Annotated in this window: 24 protein-coding genes; 5 read left to right on the top strand and 19 right to left on the bottom strand. The window is 34.1% G+C overall.

Annotated elements, in window-relative coordinates:
- The first annotated feature begins 142 nt into the window (after window positions 1-142).
- From B9T66_RS03995 to B9T66_RS08850, 5 genes are all read left to right on the top strand, one after another.
- Entirely contained in the window at window positions 143-1,624 is a 1,482-nt protein-coding gene (locus B9T66_RS03995) for a DEAD/DEAH box helicase (RefSeq protein ID WP_095627698.1), read from the top strand.
- Window positions 1,625-1,709: 85 nt separating this feature from the next.
- Complete coding sequence (locus tag B9T66_RS03990; RefSeq protein WP_095627697.1) at window positions 1,710-2,540, top strand: peptidylprolyl isomerase; 831 nt, start codon at window positions 1,710-1,712, stop codon at window positions 2,538-2,540.
- A 9-nt stretch (window positions 2,541-2,549) separates the two neighbouring features.
- The gene (locus tag B9T66_RS03985) at window positions 2,550-3,473 is read left to right on the top strand and encodes a class II fructose-bisphosphate aldolase (RefSeq protein ID WP_095627696.1); all 924 of its coding nucleotides are present in this window, start codon (window positions 2,550-2,552) and stop codon (window positions 3,471-3,473) included.
- 31 nt (window positions 3,474-3,504) lie between these two features.
- Window positions 3,505-4,068 (top strand): elongation factor P, encoded by a 564-nt coding sequence (efp, locus tag B9T66_RS03980; protein ID WP_095627695.1) that lies wholly within the window; start codon window positions 3,505-3,507, stop codon window positions 4,066-4,068.
- A gap of 117 nt (window positions 4,069-4,185) precedes the next feature.
- Window positions 4,186-4,371, top strand: coding sequence for a hypothetical protein (locus B9T66_RS08850; RefSeq protein ID WP_095627694.1), 186 nt, complete (start codon window positions 4,186-4,188; stop codon window positions 4,369-4,371).
- A gap of 212 nt (window positions 4,372-4,583) precedes the next feature.
- Here B9T66_RS08850 and B9T66_RS03970 read toward each other — a convergent pair whose 3' ends face one another.
- The 19 genes from B9T66_RS03970 to B9T66_RS03875 all read right to left on the bottom strand — a co-directional run bounded on the left by B9T66_RS03970 (window position 4,584) and on the right by B9T66_RS03875 (window position 16,789).
- A complete protein-coding gene (locus B9T66_RS03970) occupies window positions 4,584-5,012 on the bottom strand; it encodes a hypothetical protein (protein WP_095627693.1) in 429 nt (142 codons plus the stop codon).
- A gap of 9 nt (window positions 5,013-5,021) precedes the next feature.
- Window positions 5,022-5,252 (bottom strand): type VI secretion system amidase effector protein Tae4, encoded by a 231-nt coding sequence (locus B9T66_RS03965; protein ID WP_257874595.1) that lies wholly within the window; start codon window positions 5,250-5,252, stop codon window positions 5,022-5,024.
- Between the two features lie 25 nt (window positions 5,253-5,277).
- Window positions 5,278-5,706, bottom strand: a complete 429-nt coding sequence (locus tag B9T66_RS03960; protein WP_095627692.1) for a hypothetical protein — start codon at window positions 5,704-5,706, stop codon at window positions 5,278-5,280.
- 3 nt (window positions 5,707-5,709) lie between these two features.
- Window positions 5,710-6,441 carry a type VI secretion system amidase effector protein Tae4 gene (locus B9T66_RS03955; RefSeq protein ID WP_095627691.1) on the bottom strand — a complete coding sequence of 244 codons (732 nt, stop codon included), beginning with the start codon at window positions 6,439-6,441 and terminating at the stop codon, window positions 5,710-5,712.
- Complete coding sequence (locus tag B9T66_RS09140; protein ID WP_257874594.1) at window positions 6,441-7,091, bottom strand: hypothetical protein; 651 nt, start codon at window positions 7,089-7,091, stop codon at window positions 6,441-6,443. The genes B9T66_RS03955 and B9T66_RS09140 overlap by 1 nt, the downstream gene beginning before the upstream one ends.
- A complete protein-coding gene (locus B9T66_RS03940; RefSeq protein WP_095627690.1) occupies window positions 7,088-7,546 on the bottom strand; it encodes a hypothetical protein in 459 nt (152 codons plus the stop codon). The genes B9T66_RS09140 and B9T66_RS03940 overlap by 4 nt, the downstream gene beginning before the upstream one ends.
- Window positions 7,547-7,677: 131 nt before the next feature.
- Window positions 7,678-8,052 (bottom strand): hypothetical protein, encoded by a 375-nt coding sequence (locus B9T66_RS03935; protein ID WP_143429092.1) that lies wholly within the window; start codon window positions 8,050-8,052, stop codon window positions 7,678-7,680.
- 45 nt (window positions 8,053-8,097) lie between these two features.
- A complete protein-coding gene (locus B9T66_RS03930; RefSeq protein ID WP_257874593.1) occupies window positions 8,098-8,520 on the bottom strand; it encodes a hypothetical protein in 423 nt (140 codons plus the stop codon).
- An 11-nt stretch (window positions 8,521-8,531) separates the two neighbouring features.
- On the bottom strand, window positions 8,532-9,281 hold the full coding sequence (locus tag B9T66_RS03925; RefSeq protein ID WP_095627687.1) for a type VI secretion system amidase effector protein Tae4: 750 nt from the start codon (window positions 9,279-9,281) through the stop codon (window positions 8,532-8,534).
- A complete protein-coding gene (locus tag B9T66_RS03920) occupies window positions 9,274-9,480 on the bottom strand; it encodes a hypothetical protein (RefSeq protein ID WP_257874592.1) in 207 nt (68 codons plus the stop codon). Before B9T66_RS03920 ends, B9T66_RS03925 begins: the two co-directional genes overlap by 8 nt.
- 70 nt (window positions 9,481-9,550) lie before the next feature.
- Window positions 9,551-10,909 carry a hypothetical protein gene (locus B9T66_RS09135; protein WP_257874591.1) on the bottom strand — a complete coding sequence of 453 codons (1,359 nt, stop codon included), beginning with the start codon at window positions 10,907-10,909 and terminating at the stop codon, window positions 9,551-9,553.
- Window positions 10,910-10,997: 88 nt separating this feature from the next.
- A complete protein-coding gene (locus tag B9T66_RS09130; RefSeq protein WP_257874590.1) occupies window positions 10,998-12,737 on the bottom strand; it encodes a hypothetical protein in 1,740 nt (579 codons plus the stop codon).
- Between the two features lie 16 nt (window positions 12,738-12,753).
- Complete coding sequence (locus B9T66_RS03900; protein ID WP_095627685.1) at window positions 12,754-13,314, bottom strand: hypothetical protein; 561 nt, start codon at window positions 13,312-13,314, stop codon at window positions 12,754-12,756.
- Window positions 13,315-13,388: 74 nt separating this feature from the next.
- Window positions 13,389-13,886, bottom strand: a complete 498-nt coding sequence (locus B9T66_RS03895) for a hypothetical protein (RefSeq protein ID WP_143429091.1) — start codon at window positions 13,884-13,886, stop codon at window positions 13,389-13,391.
- Window positions 13,856-14,455, bottom strand: coding sequence for a hypothetical protein (locus B9T66_RS03890; protein ID WP_257874589.1), 600 nt, complete (start codon window positions 14,453-14,455; stop codon window positions 13,856-13,858). Before B9T66_RS03890 ends, B9T66_RS03895 begins: the two co-directional genes overlap by 31 nt.
- Window positions 14,456-14,458: 3 nt before the next feature.
- Window positions 14,459-15,475 (bottom strand): hypothetical protein, encoded by a 1,017-nt coding sequence (locus B9T66_RS03885; protein WP_257874588.1) that lies wholly within the window; start codon window positions 15,473-15,475, stop codon window positions 14,459-14,461.
- A gap of 132 nt (window positions 15,476-15,607) precedes the next feature.
- A complete protein-coding gene (locus B9T66_RS09125) occupies window positions 15,608-15,805 on the bottom strand; it encodes a hypothetical protein (RefSeq protein ID WP_257874587.1) in 198 nt (65 codons plus the stop codon).
- Between the two features lie 466 nt (window positions 15,806-16,271).
- Window positions 16,272-16,436 carry a hypothetical protein gene (locus B9T66_RS08845; RefSeq protein WP_180763330.1) on the bottom strand — a complete coding sequence of 55 codons (165 nt, stop codon included), beginning with the start codon at window positions 16,434-16,436 and terminating at the stop codon, window positions 16,272-16,274.
- Window positions 16,437-16,447: 11 nt separating this feature from the next.
- Complete coding sequence (locus B9T66_RS03875; protein ID WP_095627682.1) at window positions 16,448-16,789, bottom strand: hypothetical protein; 342 nt, start codon at window positions 16,787-16,789, stop codon at window positions 16,448-16,450.
- Between the last annotated feature and the right edge of the window lie 97 nt (window positions 16,790-16,886).

Here is a 16,886-nt window from a genome sequence, read left to right as displayed (position 1 = left end):
CTTTTTAAGAATCTACAATACCTTGTTAGCAAATCAAGCAAAAATCAATCAAGGCATTATAATACACAATCACAAAATTAAGAGGTGTTTTCAGCGAATTTTGCTACAATAGCACACATTATCTAACTTTTAAAGGCTTATAATGCAAACACAAGATGCCTCTACAAACACACAAGAAACCGCACAATCTCCACAAGCCACAGAAGGTTTTGAATCTTTTGGATTGCGTCCCTACCTTTTGCGTGGTATCAAAGAACTTGGCTTTAGCGCTCCTTCCCCTATTCAAGCTCAAAGTATCCCGATTGTGCTAAAGGGTAAAGATCTCATCGCCCAAGCCCAAACAGGCACAGGAAAAACAGCAGCCTTTGCAATCCCTATTCTCAACAAGATTCAACGCAATGATAAGATTGAAGCCCTCATCATCACACCTACACGAGAACTTGCAATGCAAATTAGCGAGGAATTCCTCAAGCTTGGTCGCTTCGCGCGCATAAAAACGATTTGTATGTATGGCGGACAAAGCATCAAACGTCAATGTGATTTGCTCAAAAACAAACCAAAAATAATGATAGCCACACCAGGAAGATTACTTGATCATTTGATGAATGGGCGTCTTAGTGATTTTGCACCAAGAGTCGTGGTTTTAGATGAAAGTGATGAAATGCTTGATATGGGATTTTTAGATGATATAGAATCTATCTTTACCTATCTACCAAACAATATTCAAACATTGCTTTTCTCCGCCACTATGCCTCAAGCTATCAAAGATTTAGCTATGCGAATCTTACACAATCCAGAATCTATCAAAATATCGCCTGTAGATATCACTAACCAAGACATTGATCAAAAATACTACATTATCAATGAAAATGAACGCGATGAAGCAATTTTGCGCCTTTTAGAAACAGAAAATCCCACAAAAAGCATTATCTTCACACGCACCAAAAAAGAAGCCGATATCCTCGCACAAAAACTCACAAAAGCTAATTTTAACGCCGCTGCACTGCATGGTGATATGGAGCAACGAGACAGGCGTGATGTAATGGTGCGATTCCGTCAAAATGCTATTGAAATTCTTGTAGCCACTGATGTTGCTTCTCGTGGGCTTGATATTAGCGATGTAACTCACGTGTTTAACTACCACATACCGCTAAACCCAGAAAGCTATGTGCATCGCATAGGGCGAACTGGTAGGGCAGGTAAAAAAGGGGTAGCTATCACACTTGCCACACCTTTAGAGTTTAAAGAGATTCACAAAATCAAACAAAGCACCAAAGCCACACTTGAGCTTTGTCATATAGAGGGTGAAGCGGATATAGATTCTGATACACTCTTGAGCAAAATAGCTACATTACAAACTACGCAATTTGGACTTGAACATTTTGAGAATCTAAAAGAACACATAGATCCTACACAGCTTTGCATAAAACTTCTTAGCCATTTTATTCAAACGCAATGCACCAAAACCATAGGCTTAAGCAAAGAAGAAATTGCAAACCTACAAACGCATCAAAATACAGAATCTCACACCAAGCATTCGCGACAAAAGCAAGGCAGCAACAAAAAACGATCCCCCAAATCACGATACAACAACGATAGTATCACGGATAATATTTGGGGTTAGCTTTTAAGCATGTAATTAATCTTTAAGCGATACAATACCGCCCTAATTGTCGCAAGACAAAATCTTTACCACTTGGAGTTAGATAATGAAGAAAGTTGTTTTTATCACAATGTTAGCGTGTGCATTTTCTCTAGCACTACTTGAGGCAAAAACGTATGCAACAGTCAATGGCAACCCAATCACAGAAAAAGATCTTGAGCCACTTAAACAAGCAAATCCTAGTTTGGATTTTGACAAACTTCCTGAAACAGAACGAGAGATGATTCTTAATGAACTTATCACACAAAAACTTATCCTTGATGCGGCAAAAGCAGAAAAGCTTGATAGCACAAAAGAATACACAAGCACACTCGAGGCTTTCAAAAAAGATTTGCTTTTACGCGCTTGGCAACAAAAACAAATGCAAAGTGTCCAAATGCCAAATATCAACGAAGAACAGATTCAACAAATCTACCAACAAAACAAAGATAATTTCATTGACCAAGAGGGTAAAGCTCGCCATATTTTAGTTAGCACCGAAGATGAAGCAAAAGCAATTATCTCCGAACTCAATAAAGTGAAAGGTCGCGTAGAACCAAAATTTATCGATCTAGCCAATCAAAAAACGATTGATCCAGCGAGCAAACAACAACAAAATGGTGGCGATTTGGGGACTTTTCATCGCTTTGCTATGATGCCAGAATTTTCTAAGGCTGCCTTTGATCTCAAACCCGGAACTTACACAAAAACTCCAGTAAAAACACAATTTGGCTACCATGTCATCTATCTTGAAAGCAAAACAGAACCAAAAGCTATTAGCTACGATCAAGCAAAACAAATGATTGCACAAAATATGCAAATGGAAGCCGTAAGACAGGCCATAGGATCAAAAGTCCAAGAATTACGCCAAAAAGCTAATATACAAATCAACAAATAAGGAAAAAGTATGCTAGTAAGCGGAAGTGAGATTTTATTAAAAGCCCATAAAGAGGGCTATGGTGTTGGGGCGTTTAATTTTGTAAATTTTGAAATGCTAAATGCAATCTTTAATGCAGCCAATGAAGCACAATCGCCTATCATCGTGCAAGCAAGCGAAGGCGCTATCAAATATATGGGAATTGACATGGCGGTAGGACTTGTCAAAATCCTAAGTGCGCGATATCCTCACATACCTGTCGCACTCAACCTTGATCATGGCACAAGCTTTGAATCTTGCAAAAAAGCCATAGATTCAGGATTTACATCAGTTATGATTGACGCTTCACATCATTGCTTTGAGGAAAATGTCGCAATCACTAAAGAAGTAGTGGAATATGCGCATAGCAAAGGTGTGAGTGTGGAGGCAGAGCTTGGCAGACTTATGGGGATTGAAGACAATATTTCCGTGAGTGAACAAGATGCGGTGCTTGTAAATCCCGATGAAGCAGAAGAATTTGTCAAACAAACACAAGTAGATTATTTAGCACCAGCTATTGGCACAAGTCATGGTGCATTTAAATTCAAAGGTGAGCCAAAACTAGATTTTGCTAGACTCCAAGAGGTAAAAAGACGCACAAATATTCCTCTCGTGCTTCATGGTGCAAGTGCAATTCCTGAGTATGTGCGCGAGAGTTTCTTAAGCACAGGTGGCGATCTCAAGGGTAGCAAAGGTGTGCCTTTTGAATTTTTACAAGAAGCCGTAAAAGGTGGCATTAATAAAGTCAATACCGATACGGATTTGCGCATTGCGTTTATGGCAGAGGTGCGCAGAGTTGCTAACGCCGATCCTACACAATTTGACTTACGCAAATTTTTCACTCCAGGTATGGAGGCTATGCAAAAAGTCATAGTTGAGCGTATGAAGATTCTAGGATCTGCACAAAAAATCTAACCAACAATACAATATTCTTTAAGGAGTTGCAATGGCAATAAGTATGAGTGAATTAAAAAAGGGTTTAAAAATCGAGATTGACAAAATCCCATATCGAATCGTTGAATACCAACATGTAAAACCCGGCAAAGGTGCGGCATTTGTGCGTGCAAAAATAAAATCATTTCTTGATGGCAAGGTTATAGAAAAGACTTTTCACGCAGGTGATAAATGCGATGAACCAAACCTCCAAGAAAAAACGATGCAATTCCTCTATCAAGATGGGGATTTGTTTCAGTTTATGGACAATGAGACATATGAGCAAATCGCACTTACCCAAGATCAAGTAGGCGATGCAGCAAAATGGATTATTGATGGCACAATTGTGCAAGTGCTCTTTCACAATGACAAGGCGATTTCTGTAGATGCACCACAAGTTGTTGAATTAAAAATCATTGAAACAGCACCCAACTTCAAAGGTGATACTTCAAGTGCTGGAAAAAAACCTGCTACACTTGAAACTGGTGCTGTCGTGCAAATACCTTTTCATGTGCTTGAGGGTGAGAGTATCCGCGTCAATACTGAAACTGGCGAATATGTGGAAAAAGTCAAATAGCAAAGCGTCCTAGAATAATGAATCTAGGACTTATATTACAAAAAGCACCTACACAATACTACATATCTTAATCTTAGCCATAGCCATTAGTGGTTGTTCGTTTTATACAAGTCAGTTATGCGACTCACAAAGCTTTTAAGTAATATGGCGGTGATATATATTGTTAATAATTTTATCAATACACAAAGTGGTATTAAAAACCTTACTGATAATTTTGCCACAGCAATACCATTTCACTACAAAGATCATAATGGTGTGTATAAGGCACTCTTAACTCGTAAAGAGATGTTGTTGGCGTTATAACATTTGCTCCTCATGGTGATGAGGGAAGGGATATAGCTTTTACAAAGCTTAATAGAGAATTTGTTGCTAGTAAGAATAGCTTTATATACAAAGATAATACATTTATCAAACAAACAACATATACTAGCAGATAAAAACATACATACTGTGTGAAGGATAAAGATATGATAGGCAACATATTGGTTGTTATAGTTTAGAATCTTTCTGTTTTTTTACTCACATTCCTTACAATATTTCTTAACTATGCGTTCTACTTCATCTTGATATTCTTTGGAGTCATAAACCCTAAGGCATTGAAAAGGCTTATATGTGTAATCAATTTTATATTTGCTATTCCATGTGCTGAGATTTTCTACAAGCGTTAAAAATTGTGTGATGTTGTCTAGATTCTTATCATCAAAGAATAAAGGCATATTGAGCTTTTCTTTGATGATATAATACACTTCGCCCTTATCATCATCAACAAACTTTTTAATACAATAGCGGAATCCTAGCTTTTTTAGTGCATCGACCTTGAGTTCATAGGTAAAGTGTTGCCGTTCTAGTTCATTTCGTTTGCCTTCTTCATTTTTATAGCTCATTTCTCCAAGCCCAAATACAATATTTATGCAAAATAATACCGCTAATACAATTTTTTTCATAAGACTCCTTTATAATAATTCCCAAAAATAAAGCTTTGTTACGATAATATTTCTGTAAAGCAAATAGTTATTATAAAGATTTGGGTCATATTCCAAAAACTTCTTATCTTTTCCATTCCACAATGTAATGTGCCCATTAGCATCACTCCACCCACTAATTATCATTGCTACCACTCCATTTTTGCTAAATTTTGAAAATTCATTGTTATAAAAAATTATATTGTCTTGTTTAGTTCTCATAATTTTAGAATCTTTAAGACTTATTTTACTTACATTCCTTACAATATTTCTTCACTATGCGTTCTACTTCGTCTTGGTATTCTTTGGAGTCATAGAGTTCTAGGCAGGTATAAAATCTACTAAAGTTTGATTTTTGATAATGATGCAATAATGTTTTATCGGTGATTGTAGCCTTATTGTCTATGTATGGCTTAAGGTCTGCTATTATATCCTCTCCATACGGAACGCCCAATTTATATCTATACCAACCCATAATCATAATATTAGGCTGTGTCTTATCAAAATTATTGCCCTTAATACAATACTCCATACCTATTCTTTTTATAATTTTTATTTTTTTATCATAAGAATAGGCTACTTTATCCACTTTCCCTACAAGCTCTCTGTTAAATTCTATATCATCGGCATTTAGATACATAAAAAACACACAACAAAACCATATCACTTTTTTCATTTTTTATATAAGCTCCCAAAATTCAAGTTTAGCTGTCCCTATATTAGTTAAATAATAATTACTAGCCACACCATTTACTACATCAACAAAATTACTTTCATTCCATAAAGTTGTGTGCGAATAAAATCCTTTCATTACCACAATGCCCTTCTTATTTTTAATTTGCTCTAATACCGCATATTTACCTTCATCTGTTGCTGTTATAGATATCTCTGCCTTACCCCATTTATCATTTAAGAATCTCCCCATATAATCCGCACCTAAGATATAAAGATATTGCTTGTCTTTACCATACATAGATTTATATTCTTTTGGCTTGATTTCAATATGTAATGGCATACCCCCATAATTTAGTGCATAGCTCACTTGCAAAGCACAGGTATTGCTATAATCTGCATAACCAGAACTTCTACCAAAGAAGTCTTTATGATTAATGTATTCGCTCAAAGGTATGCCACCCACTAGGGCATATCTCTGCCATACAGAATCATCATAGCTATCATTTTGAATTTGTGTAAGTATCTCTTGGGCTTTTTGCTCTGCTGCTTTAGATGATATACCACGCCATACGCCATTATCTATGATAGCTTGTCTAAAGGTTTCTTGCAGATTCATATCATTCGGATTTGCCATATTGATTACATCGTATGCTTTTTTTACATCATCAAAATCTGCTCTCTTGCATTTTATACTTTCATTCACAGTGCCACAAGTCGCTCTCCATTCAACCGCCATTATTGCTCCTTAAATGGATTTGTAATTATAGCTTGATTATCTTGTATTATGCCACGCACGATAAGGACTTCGCCCAAAGAAGATTCTAGCTTCACCTCCACTTCCTCCCCATTCTCATATCCTTGTGTGATGATATGTAGATTCACATCTTGTGTGTGTCTTGAATCTCCTTGCAATCTTGTCGTACCATCACCATAACTAAAATATATCTCTAGTATTTCTTTCTCTTTGTCTTGTTTCTCTTGTGTTTCTTTAGAATCTTTGCTTTCTGTATTTGTATTTGTATGCACAGGATTTGCTTGTGTGTTTTCCTCCCCAAAGCTCCAATACTTCTCTTTATATCCTCCATTGATAAGTTTAAGTGTGAGGAGAGAATCTATGATTTGTTCTGTGTTATGTTGAGAATCTTTTTGTTTAGATTGTGTTGTAGCTTGTTTAGCTTGTCTTTGTCTATCTTTAGATTCTATGAGAGAATCTAATCCATTGGCTAATTGTAATTCTAGTCTTTGTGCTTTATAGGGTGTGTGTAATGTAAGGATAGTGGCATTACTAGGATTGTGAGCTAATCCTACTTGTGTATAGTCTTGTATATCTAGCATTATGTGTGTGCAGTAGTTATAGAGATAGTGATAGTTTCCTATGCCACTCACTCACAATCCTTGCAATACTTTTTGACTATGCGTTCTACTTCGTCTTGGTATTCTTTGGAGTCATAGAGTTTTAGGCAGGTTTGTATCTTTGAGATTCCTTGTGGTTGTGATATTACATAAGTTTTTATTTCCTCTTGTAATTGCTTTCGCTTGTTTGTAGTATAACATCGCCCACTATCTGTATTGCCCACTTGTTCTATCTGCTGAAAAAATATATCAAACCATTGCATTTCCATTATTTCAATTTTTTGCGATAATCCATAATAATCAAGACAGATTCCCACTCCAAATCTCTTTGCTATTTCTATCATTCTTGTTTTGGCAAAATAGTGAAATTCGCTATCAGCCTTTTTAAGTGGGCGACTTGATAGAAAATCTACGCCCAAACACTCTGTATTTGAATCTGCATATACACTACTAATACATAAAAACAAAAACAAACAAAGTTTTTTCATCACATAAACTCCCCCGTTACAATAATTCCCAAAAACAGAGTTCACGGACAAATATAGATACTTCCTCATCGTTTAAATAATTTGTTCCATCTGCAAACTCTTCCCCATTCCATAAAGTTGTATGTCCTCTTTCACCGAGCATACTTGCCTCTTCTTTGTATCATATCCTCATATTCTTGAGAGTTATACATATTCAGGCAGGCTACGAAATACCAGTTATTAGGATAAAGTTCAGGATATTTAAATTGTGGTATATAGCTATTGATATTGGTTGTAATAAATTCGATAAATCTTTTCTTATCATCTGGGTCAGCTAACTCAATCACGCCAAATAACCTATCAGCATTGACTATTTCATTTGGTAAATCTTTGTAAAATTCTTTTAAGCAAAGAGTGAATCCAAGATTTTTCCTGCTTATAAATCTATGTTTATCCCATTCTGTATCGCTAGATTCACCACCCAATAAACAACAAACTATCGCTATTGCTATTACAGCATATCTCAATACAGCCTCCTTTATTTTAGTTCCCAAAGATACAACATAACACACTTACTCACAATCCTTACAATACTTCTTAACTATGCGTTCTACTTCGTCTTGGTATTCTTTGGAGTTTTGAAACATATTCATACATTCCATAATATATATTTGGATCCCTTGTTTATTATTTGTTATTTGATTTTTAGGATTTGAGCGATATTGAGAGACAAAATTTCGTATGCTTTTAGCAACTTGTTCTTCATTTCTAAGTCCGCCCATTATAGCAAATTTCATAGAACCTTGTTGAAATATATATAAATCATATGAGAGTTTCGTTGGCGGAAAGGCTTTCTCTTTTTTATCTACATAACTTTCCTCCAAACAAAAAGCAAAGCCATAATCTTTAATCTCTTTTACTGCTCTATCAAATCCATCATAGGTATTGGCATTTAAATAAGATACACACAATAAAATAAATAGAATCTTTTTCATGTCGATTCCCCCTATAATAATTCCCAAAAACAGAGTTCACGGACAAATATAGATGCTTCCTCATCGTTTAAATAATTTGTTCCATCTGCAAAATTTTCCCCATTCCATAAAGTTGTATGTCCACCTGCATCTCCCCAACCATCTATCACCATAGTTACAATGCCTTTAATTTTTAAAGAGCACAAAACATTAAAGAAATTTTGATTGTCTTTTCGTATCTCATTCACTCTTTTTTGATTAAAAATATTTCCATATTTATCTGCCAATGTTTTAAAAGGCTCTTTCTTGTAGTCATAAAATATTTTATAGAAATCTCTATTATTTGTTTGCGAGTAAGGTTTTAGTTGTTTCCAATTTTCCAACAAAAGTCCCTTTATGCCAGATACTCCTGTATAGTATTTATAATTATCTTTTCCTATAAGTTTTGTTCCGCTTGTAAGTTTTGCTCTACCCTCTATGAGAGGCATACCTCCATAATTTAGAGCATAGCTCACACGCAGAGCACAAGTGTTTGCATAGACTTTTGGGGCTCTTTCAAATTCACTTTTTGCTTGTCCACCTACAAAATTGTATCTAGCTCGAGTAGAGTAAAAAGTAGCCCGAATATCTGCCTCATCATTGTTATAGCCTTGAGATTTAAAATAATTAAAATATTGCCTATAAGCTATATTTCCAATCTCATTTATCTCATTATATGCCTTACTTACATCTTCCCATTTAGGTCTTTTAAGATTTAAGGTTTTCATTAGTTGTTTAGACATAGACTTCTACTTCTCCTATGGCAATATATCTATCTTTAAAAATATCATAGAGTATAGCCTCATTATTGTTAATTTTGCCTTGCAAATTAAACTTATCGTTGCTAGTTTTGATAAGCACCTCCACTTCCTCCCCATTGCTATACCCTTGTGTAATGATATGCAGATTCACATCTTGTGTGTGTCTTGAATCTCCTTGCAATCTTGTCGTATCCTCTCCATAACTAAAATATATCTCTAATATTTGTTTGTCTTTGTTTTCTTGTGTTTCTTTAGACTCTTTGCTTTTCTATATTTGTATGTAAAAGATTTGCTTGTGTGTGTTCCTCTACTCCCTCCCCAAAGCTCCAATACTTCTCTTTATATCCTCCATTGATAAGCTTAAGTGTGAGGAGAGAATCTATTATCTGCTTTGTGTTGTTTTGAGAATCTTTTTGTTTAGATTGTGTTGTAGCTTGTTTAGCTTGTCTTTGTCTATCCCTAGATTCTATGAGAGAATCTAATCCATTGGCTAATTGTAATTCTAGTCTTTGTGCTTTATAAGGTGTGTGGAGTGTGAGGATAGTGGCATTACTAGGATTAGATTCTAATCCTACTTGTGTATAGTCTGCTATCTCTAGCATTATGTGTGTGCAGTAGTTATAAAGATAGTGGTATTTGCCTATGCCATAGTCTTTGTATGTATAGTCTTTATAGAGTTCTTTATATACTTTAGGAATACTTTGAGGGATAAGGAGTATGAGAATAAGGGCATTAGAATCTAGCTGTAAAGATAGATAGTGATAGGCATAATGTTTAGTATAAGTATCTTTTAGGTTAGCATAGAGTGTAGAGAGTATATCTTGCAGATTAGAATCTAAGCTTTGTGTATCATCTAATATTTTTGTATCTTTAGCTATATCAATACTTAGTGAATCTAGTGGAGTATCATTATTAGATTCTATAATGCTATCATTACACTTTATTCTATATATGGGGAGATTGTCTTTTTGATGAGAATGGATTTTATAATGGAGTCTTAGGATTGGTTTGCTAAATGATATACTAGAAGCTAAAGCTTCTTTATCTTGTGTATTAGCATTTGCAGGATTAGGTGAATTTATCCTAAAAGTATTTTCTTTAGGAGTGCAAGTTAATGGGAAGCCTTTATCAGTTAAACAACCACTAGCTACTAAATCTTGCATGATAGGATAGTCATCATTAAACTTTTTTAATCCACGAGAGCTAGGTAAGATGACAGAGACAGAAGTGCAAGGCGTAGGGACACCTGCTATATTGTTTGTGCAGCCTATGATAGAAGCATTTAATAAATCAGATTCTAATACCATAGGAATACCTTTAGAAGTAAAAGACTTACCCCTATTAGCTTTTAGTCTCACTACTCCATTATGAGGACATTTAATCTCATTATCCTCTAGTATTGGGTGGAGCATAGAGGTGGATTGAGATGTAGAATCTTTAGCTTTAGAATCTTGCTTTTGTTGCAGGGCTTGTCTGTGTTGTAGTTCTGTATGCTTTGTAGGGGGAGTTTGTGTAGAGAGATTGATAGTGAAGCGAGTGTCTATTGGTTTTATCTCTATTGATTGTATGTCTTGTGGTTGTATTGCTTGTCTAGTCTTATTTATTGGCATAGCAATCCTTTATATGTATTGTTAGAATCTCATATTGCTTTTTATAGGTAGATAGTCTTTATTATAATCTCTTAATGCTTATTTTCTATCAGCTATATGCGTGATAGTAATAATTTGTCATAGATAATCTTGCATCATTATAAAAGACTTCTATATTATCACTTTCATCACTCATATACACTTCTCCCTTTTCTCCATAGAAAAATCTAGGATTATCTCTATCCTCTTTACCTCCTCTAAGAAGTAAAGAATAAAAATACACATCACAAGACATATTACTCACATCTATGTCAAAGTCTTGCTCTATTTGCTTAGAATCTATAATGCTATTGTCTTTGGCAAAGATAGTTACTTGATTATTGTATTGCAATATGAGATTAGAAAAACTAATGGGTGTGTTGTCAGGATAATTATTGGCATAAGCTTTAGAATGAGTATAAGTATGTTTTAGAGAATCTAGGAATATGATTTTTGTATTTTTATCATTAGATTCTAATACAAGATACGAATCTTTTGTGATATAAGCATTATTGTTTATGGTTAGATTCTGTGTAGTGCTTGTATTTAGATTCTTAGAGAATCTTGCTTGTCGTTGTTCTTGCCTCTCTTTTTCTCTTTGCTTTCTTTCCTGCTCTCTTTGTAATTCTTGCAATTTAGATTCTCTCTCCCTAGAATCTAATCCTTGTAATTGTTGCTCTAACTCTTGTTGTTGTCTTTGTAATTCTTGCATTTCTTTTTCTTGTTGTTCTTTTCTTATTTGCATTATGGCTTTATAGAGGGATTTTCTTTTATTGAGGTAGTCTTGGGTAAGGGTTTGTTTGTCAGCAATAAAGATAGTATAAAAGTCGGATTTGTAGTTATAAAATTCTCTCCAATTAGATTCTCTTAATAATGGCTCTTTATTAGAATCTAAAAGTATATAATCCTCACAGAAAAAGAGAGCTTTAAGGAGGTGTAAGGGAGAATTTGGTGTGAGAGATTCTATATCCTCTTGTGGTATGCGTTGGAGGTAGGAGGCTTTGATGTTTCCAATTTTATATCCATTATCTAGTGCAATAGGTGTATATGCCATATAGTCTTTATAAAGAGATTCTAATTCTCTATAAAGCAAAGTATCAAAGCAATGCGATATATCAGAATCTGATATGACAATATTATGTGTAGAAACATCACTTGCTAGAGAGCTAAAGCCTTGTGATAGAGCATTAACCCTTTCTTGTGTATAGGTATTATACGCGTAAGTAGGGGTGCCATGACTATATGCGTTATGTTTATAGTGAGAATCTTTAAAGACAGCATACGCATACACAAAAGATATATCATCACTTGTATTGTATCCGAAGGGACTAAAGGGAGCTAATGGGTTTGGAGTCCACTGCATTATTTGATGGACAACAGGCTCAATAAATGTGCGTATGAGAAAGTTATAAATTGTTTCTTGCATCGGAGTTAGGATATGGGTGTCGAGGAAAGTGAGGCAACAATTGGCAAAGTCCTCAATAACTTTTTGTGAAATATCCCCTATTACAAAAGCCATAACAACAAGTTCTGGCTGTGCAGTTGTAGTGCCACTCACAACTATGATAGCCGTTATGGCCCCACTAGCGGTATTCGCAACAAACCTTGCCACACCTTTTTTAATTTCCCCACTTTTTTTGTATTCCGCATAAGAATCACAAATGTTTATAATAGGATTTGTTCGCTTCAAAATTCCCTTACCAATTCTCTTTAAATCATTTGTATCTGGTAAATATTCTATTGTCGCCCCTGCGATATTTTGAATATTCTTAGCTAACTCTACAAACTCTTCTTCTAAACTTTTTCCCATTTTTTCTCCTTAAGTTTTATTTTTCCAAACAATGATTGTTTTCTATTGTAGAAACAACTCTTGTAACATTCTTAAACAACACAATATAAAGATTTGAGAGCACTTTATCTCGTTGCAACGCCTGTATATACTGCACATCTTGTCTATAATCATTGCCAATATACGCCATTATAGCCTTTATGGCAACTAAGGGGTAATTATATCCCAAGTCTAAATATGCTTTTTTATACTCCTCGCAAATGTCAGAATCTCGTTCTAAAAATTGTTGGTTATATTTGAGCAAGTATAAAATCCAATTATAGACATATTGACTATACTCATATTCATCTTTTATACTATAAGGATATATTTTATTTTTACCCAAAGCAATGTATTCCAGTGTCTGCAAGGGAGTAGATTCTATAATTTCTTGCAGAATCTCTTGTATTTCACTATTTGCTTGCAACTCTAAAATGCGTGTTTTGTAGGGTAACTCACTAATAAAACGCTTCATATCGATAACAGGATTAAACTCCTGCCTCGCACAAAGCATATTGCAAAAAATGAATAACAAAATAATGATCTTTATGCTAGACATTATTGTTTCCTATACTTCTCATTAAGATATTCAATAAGATCTTGTCTTTCATCTTTTTCCATTTTTACTCCTTATCATAATGTAACTCCTAAGAATCCAACAACAAATACTATCAGCACAATAGCCAATAACCCAAGACACAGCCAATAAAGCAATGGCTTTTTGCGTTTTTCTTTGGGAGTTTGTGTCTTATGCAATGGGATTACGCAGGCTATTATGCAATTTATACAACCTAACAATACAAAAGATAATACCAAAGATAGAATAAGAGAAATATTTTTATTGATACTAATGTCTAGCGTATGAATACAGACATTTATACATATTCCAAGAATAAGCCAAAGTATAATACCTAGCCCTAGATTCACATAAAAGGAAGCAAAAGCTTGAATAGTTTTGTTTGTCTGATAATATGTGCCACAATGACTACAATGCAGAGTTTCGCCTATTTTTAGTGTGTAAATATTCCAAATACTCTGTAATTTATTAATGTTATTCCCACATACTTCGCATTTTTTATACAAAAACATTTTAAAATCTCCTAACTCTCTAATCCGAATATATTGTAACATATATTACTCTTAAGCTTTACTACTCCATTATGAGGACATTTGATTTCATTATCCTCTAGTATTGGGTGGAGCATTGCAGTGTTTGTTAGAGAATCTATGGAGTTAGAATCTCTTTGTATCTGCTCTCTTTGTGTTTGTTCTCTCTCTGCTATTTCTTTAGATTCAGATGAGCTACATTCTAGTTTGATATTGAGGCTAGAATCTAAGAGGGAGTAGTTTAAGAGGGTTAGGGTATTGCTACCTAAAAATACTTGGAGGGTGCTTAGGGAATTGTTAGAATCTCTATTGTTGCTTGTAGATTCTATGGAGCTAGAATCTACTTCACCGATTAAGTGATAGATGGGTTTAGATTCATCTAAGCCTAGATTACTATCTTTAGAATCTAACTCACCAAAAAAGCATTCGTTATAGGGTTTGTTAGATTCTGTGCCGCCTGTGAGTTCTACTCCCATAAAGTATATTGTAGAGTTTAGAGAATCTATGCCTTTAGATTCTAAGACTTTGCAATCTATGATTTGGTTGGGATAAGCTCGTATTTCCTCTATATGTTTTGTATCTTTATTGCTCATATATTACTCCTCACATACTACTGATTTTCGTAATGCGTGTAGAGATTTACTCCAATAGCTCAAATCATCGTTGCCACTTAGGATAGCTATATGGCTTTTGTTGATAGAATCTATAAAGCTTTCTGACATATTGGAATAATGGTAATTTTTATATACAGCCCTGCACAACATCTCATCACGCAAGATTAATATAAACGAGGCATTATGATTAAGTGTCCAATTACAAGCTGGAATATTTGGGTCTATCTGCTCTATGGGGTAAGCGATATAGTCTTTTGTGTTTTCATCTCTATGTTTAGAATCTAAAAGCATTCTTGTCTGAAGCTCATCATTCCACATAATAAAAGTAAAATCCCCTTGTATATTTGTGTATCCTAGATTCTTAACTTTTGTGAGGAGTCTCTCTAATTGCTCATTGATACGATTATATACTCGCATAAAATCAGAGCTTTTAGTAATAAAATCTTTAAGCTTATTTTCATAATACTTTTGATTTTGTGTGATAGTCCTTTTGCATTCTGTGCTTATATTAAGCCCTTTTGTGATGTCCCCCTCAATCTTTAAAGCACAAAATATTTTATTTTGTGTCATACTTCTAGCCCAAGTCCTAAAGGCTTTTGCTCCAGCAATAGATTCTAAGTTAGAATCTATACTTTGGAATTTGCGAAACACTGCATAAAGATATTGTAAATAATGAAATTTTCTAAGCAAAGAATCTCTAGTAGAAATATTATCAGGCAGCCACTCCTCATTGTCAATAATCTCTATACCTATGGAATCGAGTTTATTAAGCACCCAAGTAACGCAGTTGTTGTTTAATACATTATAAGTCAAATCCCCACTTATGCCCACCTCACTTTTTGGAGTGATTGTCTTTGTAGCTTCATAGTCATTTTTTATTTCTTGCAAGAGCTTTTCATATTGCTCTTGTGAGATTTCTAAAGTGCAACGATTTTTAAAAGTTTGTTCGCTTCTTAGTTTTTTAATCTCATAAGTGTTTGTTTTTACATTATTATCCATTACATATTGATTGTTTTGGAAGACTTTTCCAGCTGCATTATAGATAGAATCTGTCCCTGTGCCAAATCCCCAAAAGCCATCATTATATTCATTTGTCTCTAAACTCTCATACCATTTTTTATCACAATCTTTCTAATCTGCATTATTTAACTTTTGCATTTTTATTTCATTATCTATTTTGTCTAACTCATCGGGGCTTTTGTCTTTGGTCAAACCTAAAAAGGCGTGGGTGGCGTCTAAATTAAGATAAGTGCTTGGATTTTTTATATCAACACTTCTTGTTATTTCTCCAAACAATGGGTCAATATAAAGAGTTACATAATGTTTCATTTATAAAACCTCCTCTAGTGATATGATGCAATAACGGTAATGCAAACATAAAAATAGTAATATCCCCATAAAATCAATAAGGAGCTTGCAATAAATTTTCTATTCAAAAAACACACCACGAACAATACAGCCATTGTAACATAACCGATAATATACCACATATCATATGACAAGAAAAATATACACATACTTATAAAAAAGGACAAACCCAAAGGAATTGCACTTTTGTAATATAAAAAACTAAAAACAAAGGCAAATAGTATTGTTATTTTTATTGTATGTATTATATTGTTTTGAAATAGATTGTATATAAAGCTATCTAAACTAAGATTAATGGTATTAATAAAAAACACAATTGTCCAAGAAAATACTATACTACACACAAACCACGCAATCTGTCCACTTGTGGTAGAATCTAGTCCTTTAGATTCTAGCTTTGCTTTTAGGCTTGAGTATATGGGGATATTCAAATGATACCTCCATACAAGGATTGCAGATTAGAATATTTCTCTAGCTCAATATCACTTTGTGAATCTAATTCATCAGGGTGCGTATGTGTTAAACCTAAAAATGCGTGAGGGATATTGGCACCTTGCATTGGGTGAATGTATAGTGTTACAAAATATTGCATAGAGAATCTCTTTATGAATATACTTTAAAATTATGACTTAACCAATAAGCGACATACCACCAAAAACTATTTATGCTTATAAAAACAAACCAAAGACTTGGCTTGTAGATTCTGTATTGTATGATATTTGTCTTTTCTAAAAAGAAATATAGTGCGAACATTAGAGTATGGGAGAGAGTAAGAAGTGTAGAATAATCATAAAAACCTTCAAATTTTATAAGATGGAATCCATCAATAAAGACAGAAAAAACCAACCCTAATGGTATAACAAATATAACAGACACCACTATCAATCCAATACACATAAAGCAATCTAAGATAAAAATCCCAAAATCAAATTTTTCTTTTTTCATAGAATCCTACTTTTATCAAAATCTTTCCAATCAGCATTTTTAAGTTTTTCTTGTCTTATTTTTTTATCTTGTTTATCTAACTCATCAGGGTGGGTAT

The organism is Helicobacter sp. TUL (assembly GCF_002287135.1).
GTDB lineage: Bacteria > Campylobacterota > Campylobacteria > Campylobacterales > Helicobacteraceae > Helicobacter_F.
Note: the sequence above shows the minus strand (reverse complement) of the source record. Positions and strands in the feature narration are given on the sequence as shown.

Excerpts from the sequence above, each read along its gene's own strand:
- efp (WP_095627695.1), top strand. The coding sequence starts at position 3,505 with ATGGCAATAAGTATGAGTGAATTAAAAAAGGGTTTAAAAATCGAGATT.
- B9T66_RS03995 (WP_095627698.1), top strand. The coding sequence starts at position 143 with ATGCAAACACAAGATGCCTCTACAAACACACAAGAAACCGCACAATCT.
- B9T66_RS08850 (WP_095627694.1), top strand. The coding sequence starts at position 4,186 with ATGCGACTCACAAAGCTTTTAAGTAATATGGCGGTGATATATATTGTT.
- B9T66_RS03890 (WP_257874589.1), bottom strand. The coding sequence starts at position 14,455 with ATGAGCAATAAAGATACAAAACATATAGAGGAAATACGAGCTTATCCC.
- B9T66_RS03985 (WP_095627696.1), top strand. The coding sequence starts at position 2,550 with ATGCTAGTAAGCGGAAGTGAGATTTTATTAAAAGCCCATAAAGAGGGC.
- B9T66_RS03990 (WP_095627697.1), top strand. The coding sequence starts at position 1,710 with ATGAAGAAAGTTGTTTTTATCACAATGTTAGCGTGTGCATTTTCTCTA.
- B9T66_RS09130 (WP_257874590.1), bottom strand. The coding sequence starts at position 12,737 with ATGGGAAAAAGTTTAGAAGAAGAGTTTGTAGAGTTAGCTAAGAATATT.
- B9T66_RS09125 (WP_257874587.1), bottom strand. The coding sequence starts at position 15,805 with ATGAAACATTATGTAACTCTTTATATTGACCCATTGTTTGGAGAAATA.
- B9T66_RS03930 (WP_257874593.1), bottom strand. The coding sequence starts at position 8,520 with ATGAAAAAGATTCTATTTATTTTATTGTGTGTATCTTATTTAAATGCC.
- B9T66_RS03940 (WP_095627690.1), bottom strand. The coding sequence starts at position 7,546 with ATGAAAAAACTTTGTTTGTTTTTGTTTTTATGTATTAGTAGTGTATAT.
- B9T66_RS03885 (WP_257874588.1), bottom strand. The coding sequence starts at position 15,475 with ATGGATAATAATGTAAAAACAAACACTTATGAGATTAAAAAACTAAGA.
- B9T66_RS03895 (WP_143429091.1), bottom strand. The coding sequence starts at position 13,886 with ATGTTACAATATATTCGGATTAGAGAGTTAGGAGATTTTAAAATGTTT.
- B9T66_RS03960 (WP_095627692.1), bottom strand. The coding sequence starts at position 5,706 with ATGAAAAAAGTGATATGGTTTTGTTGTGTGTTTTTTATGTATCTAAAT.
- B9T66_RS03955 (WP_095627691.1), bottom strand. The coding sequence starts at position 6,441 with ATGGCGGTTGAATGGAGAGCGACTTGTGGCACTGTGAATGAAAGTATA.
- B9T66_RS08845 (WP_180763330.1), bottom strand. The coding sequence starts at position 16,436 with ATGCAATATTTTGTAACACTATACATTCACCCAATGCAAGGTGCCAAT.
- B9T66_RS09135 (WP_257874591.1), bottom strand. The coding sequence starts at position 10,909 with ATGCCAATAAATAAGACTAGACAAGCAATACAACCACAAGACATACAA.
- B9T66_RS03900 (WP_095627685.1), bottom strand. The coding sequence starts at position 13,314 with ATGTCTAGCATAAAGATCATTATTTTGTTATTCATTTTTTGCAATATG.
- B9T66_RS03875 (WP_095627682.1), bottom strand. The coding sequence starts at position 16,789 with ATGAAAAAAGAAAAATTTGATTTTGGGATTTTTATCTTAGATTGCTTT.
- B9T66_RS03925 (WP_095627687.1), bottom strand. The coding sequence starts at position 9,281 with ATGTCTAAACAACTAATGAAAACCTTAAATCTTAAAAGACCTAAATGG.
- B9T66_RS03965 (WP_257874595.1), bottom strand. The coding sequence starts at position 5,252 with ATGAGAACTAAACAAGACAATATAATTTTTTATAACAATGAATTTTCA.
- B9T66_RS03970 (WP_095627693.1), bottom strand. The coding sequence starts at position 5,012 with ATGAAAAAAATTGTATTAGCGGTATTATTTTGCATAAATATTGTATTT.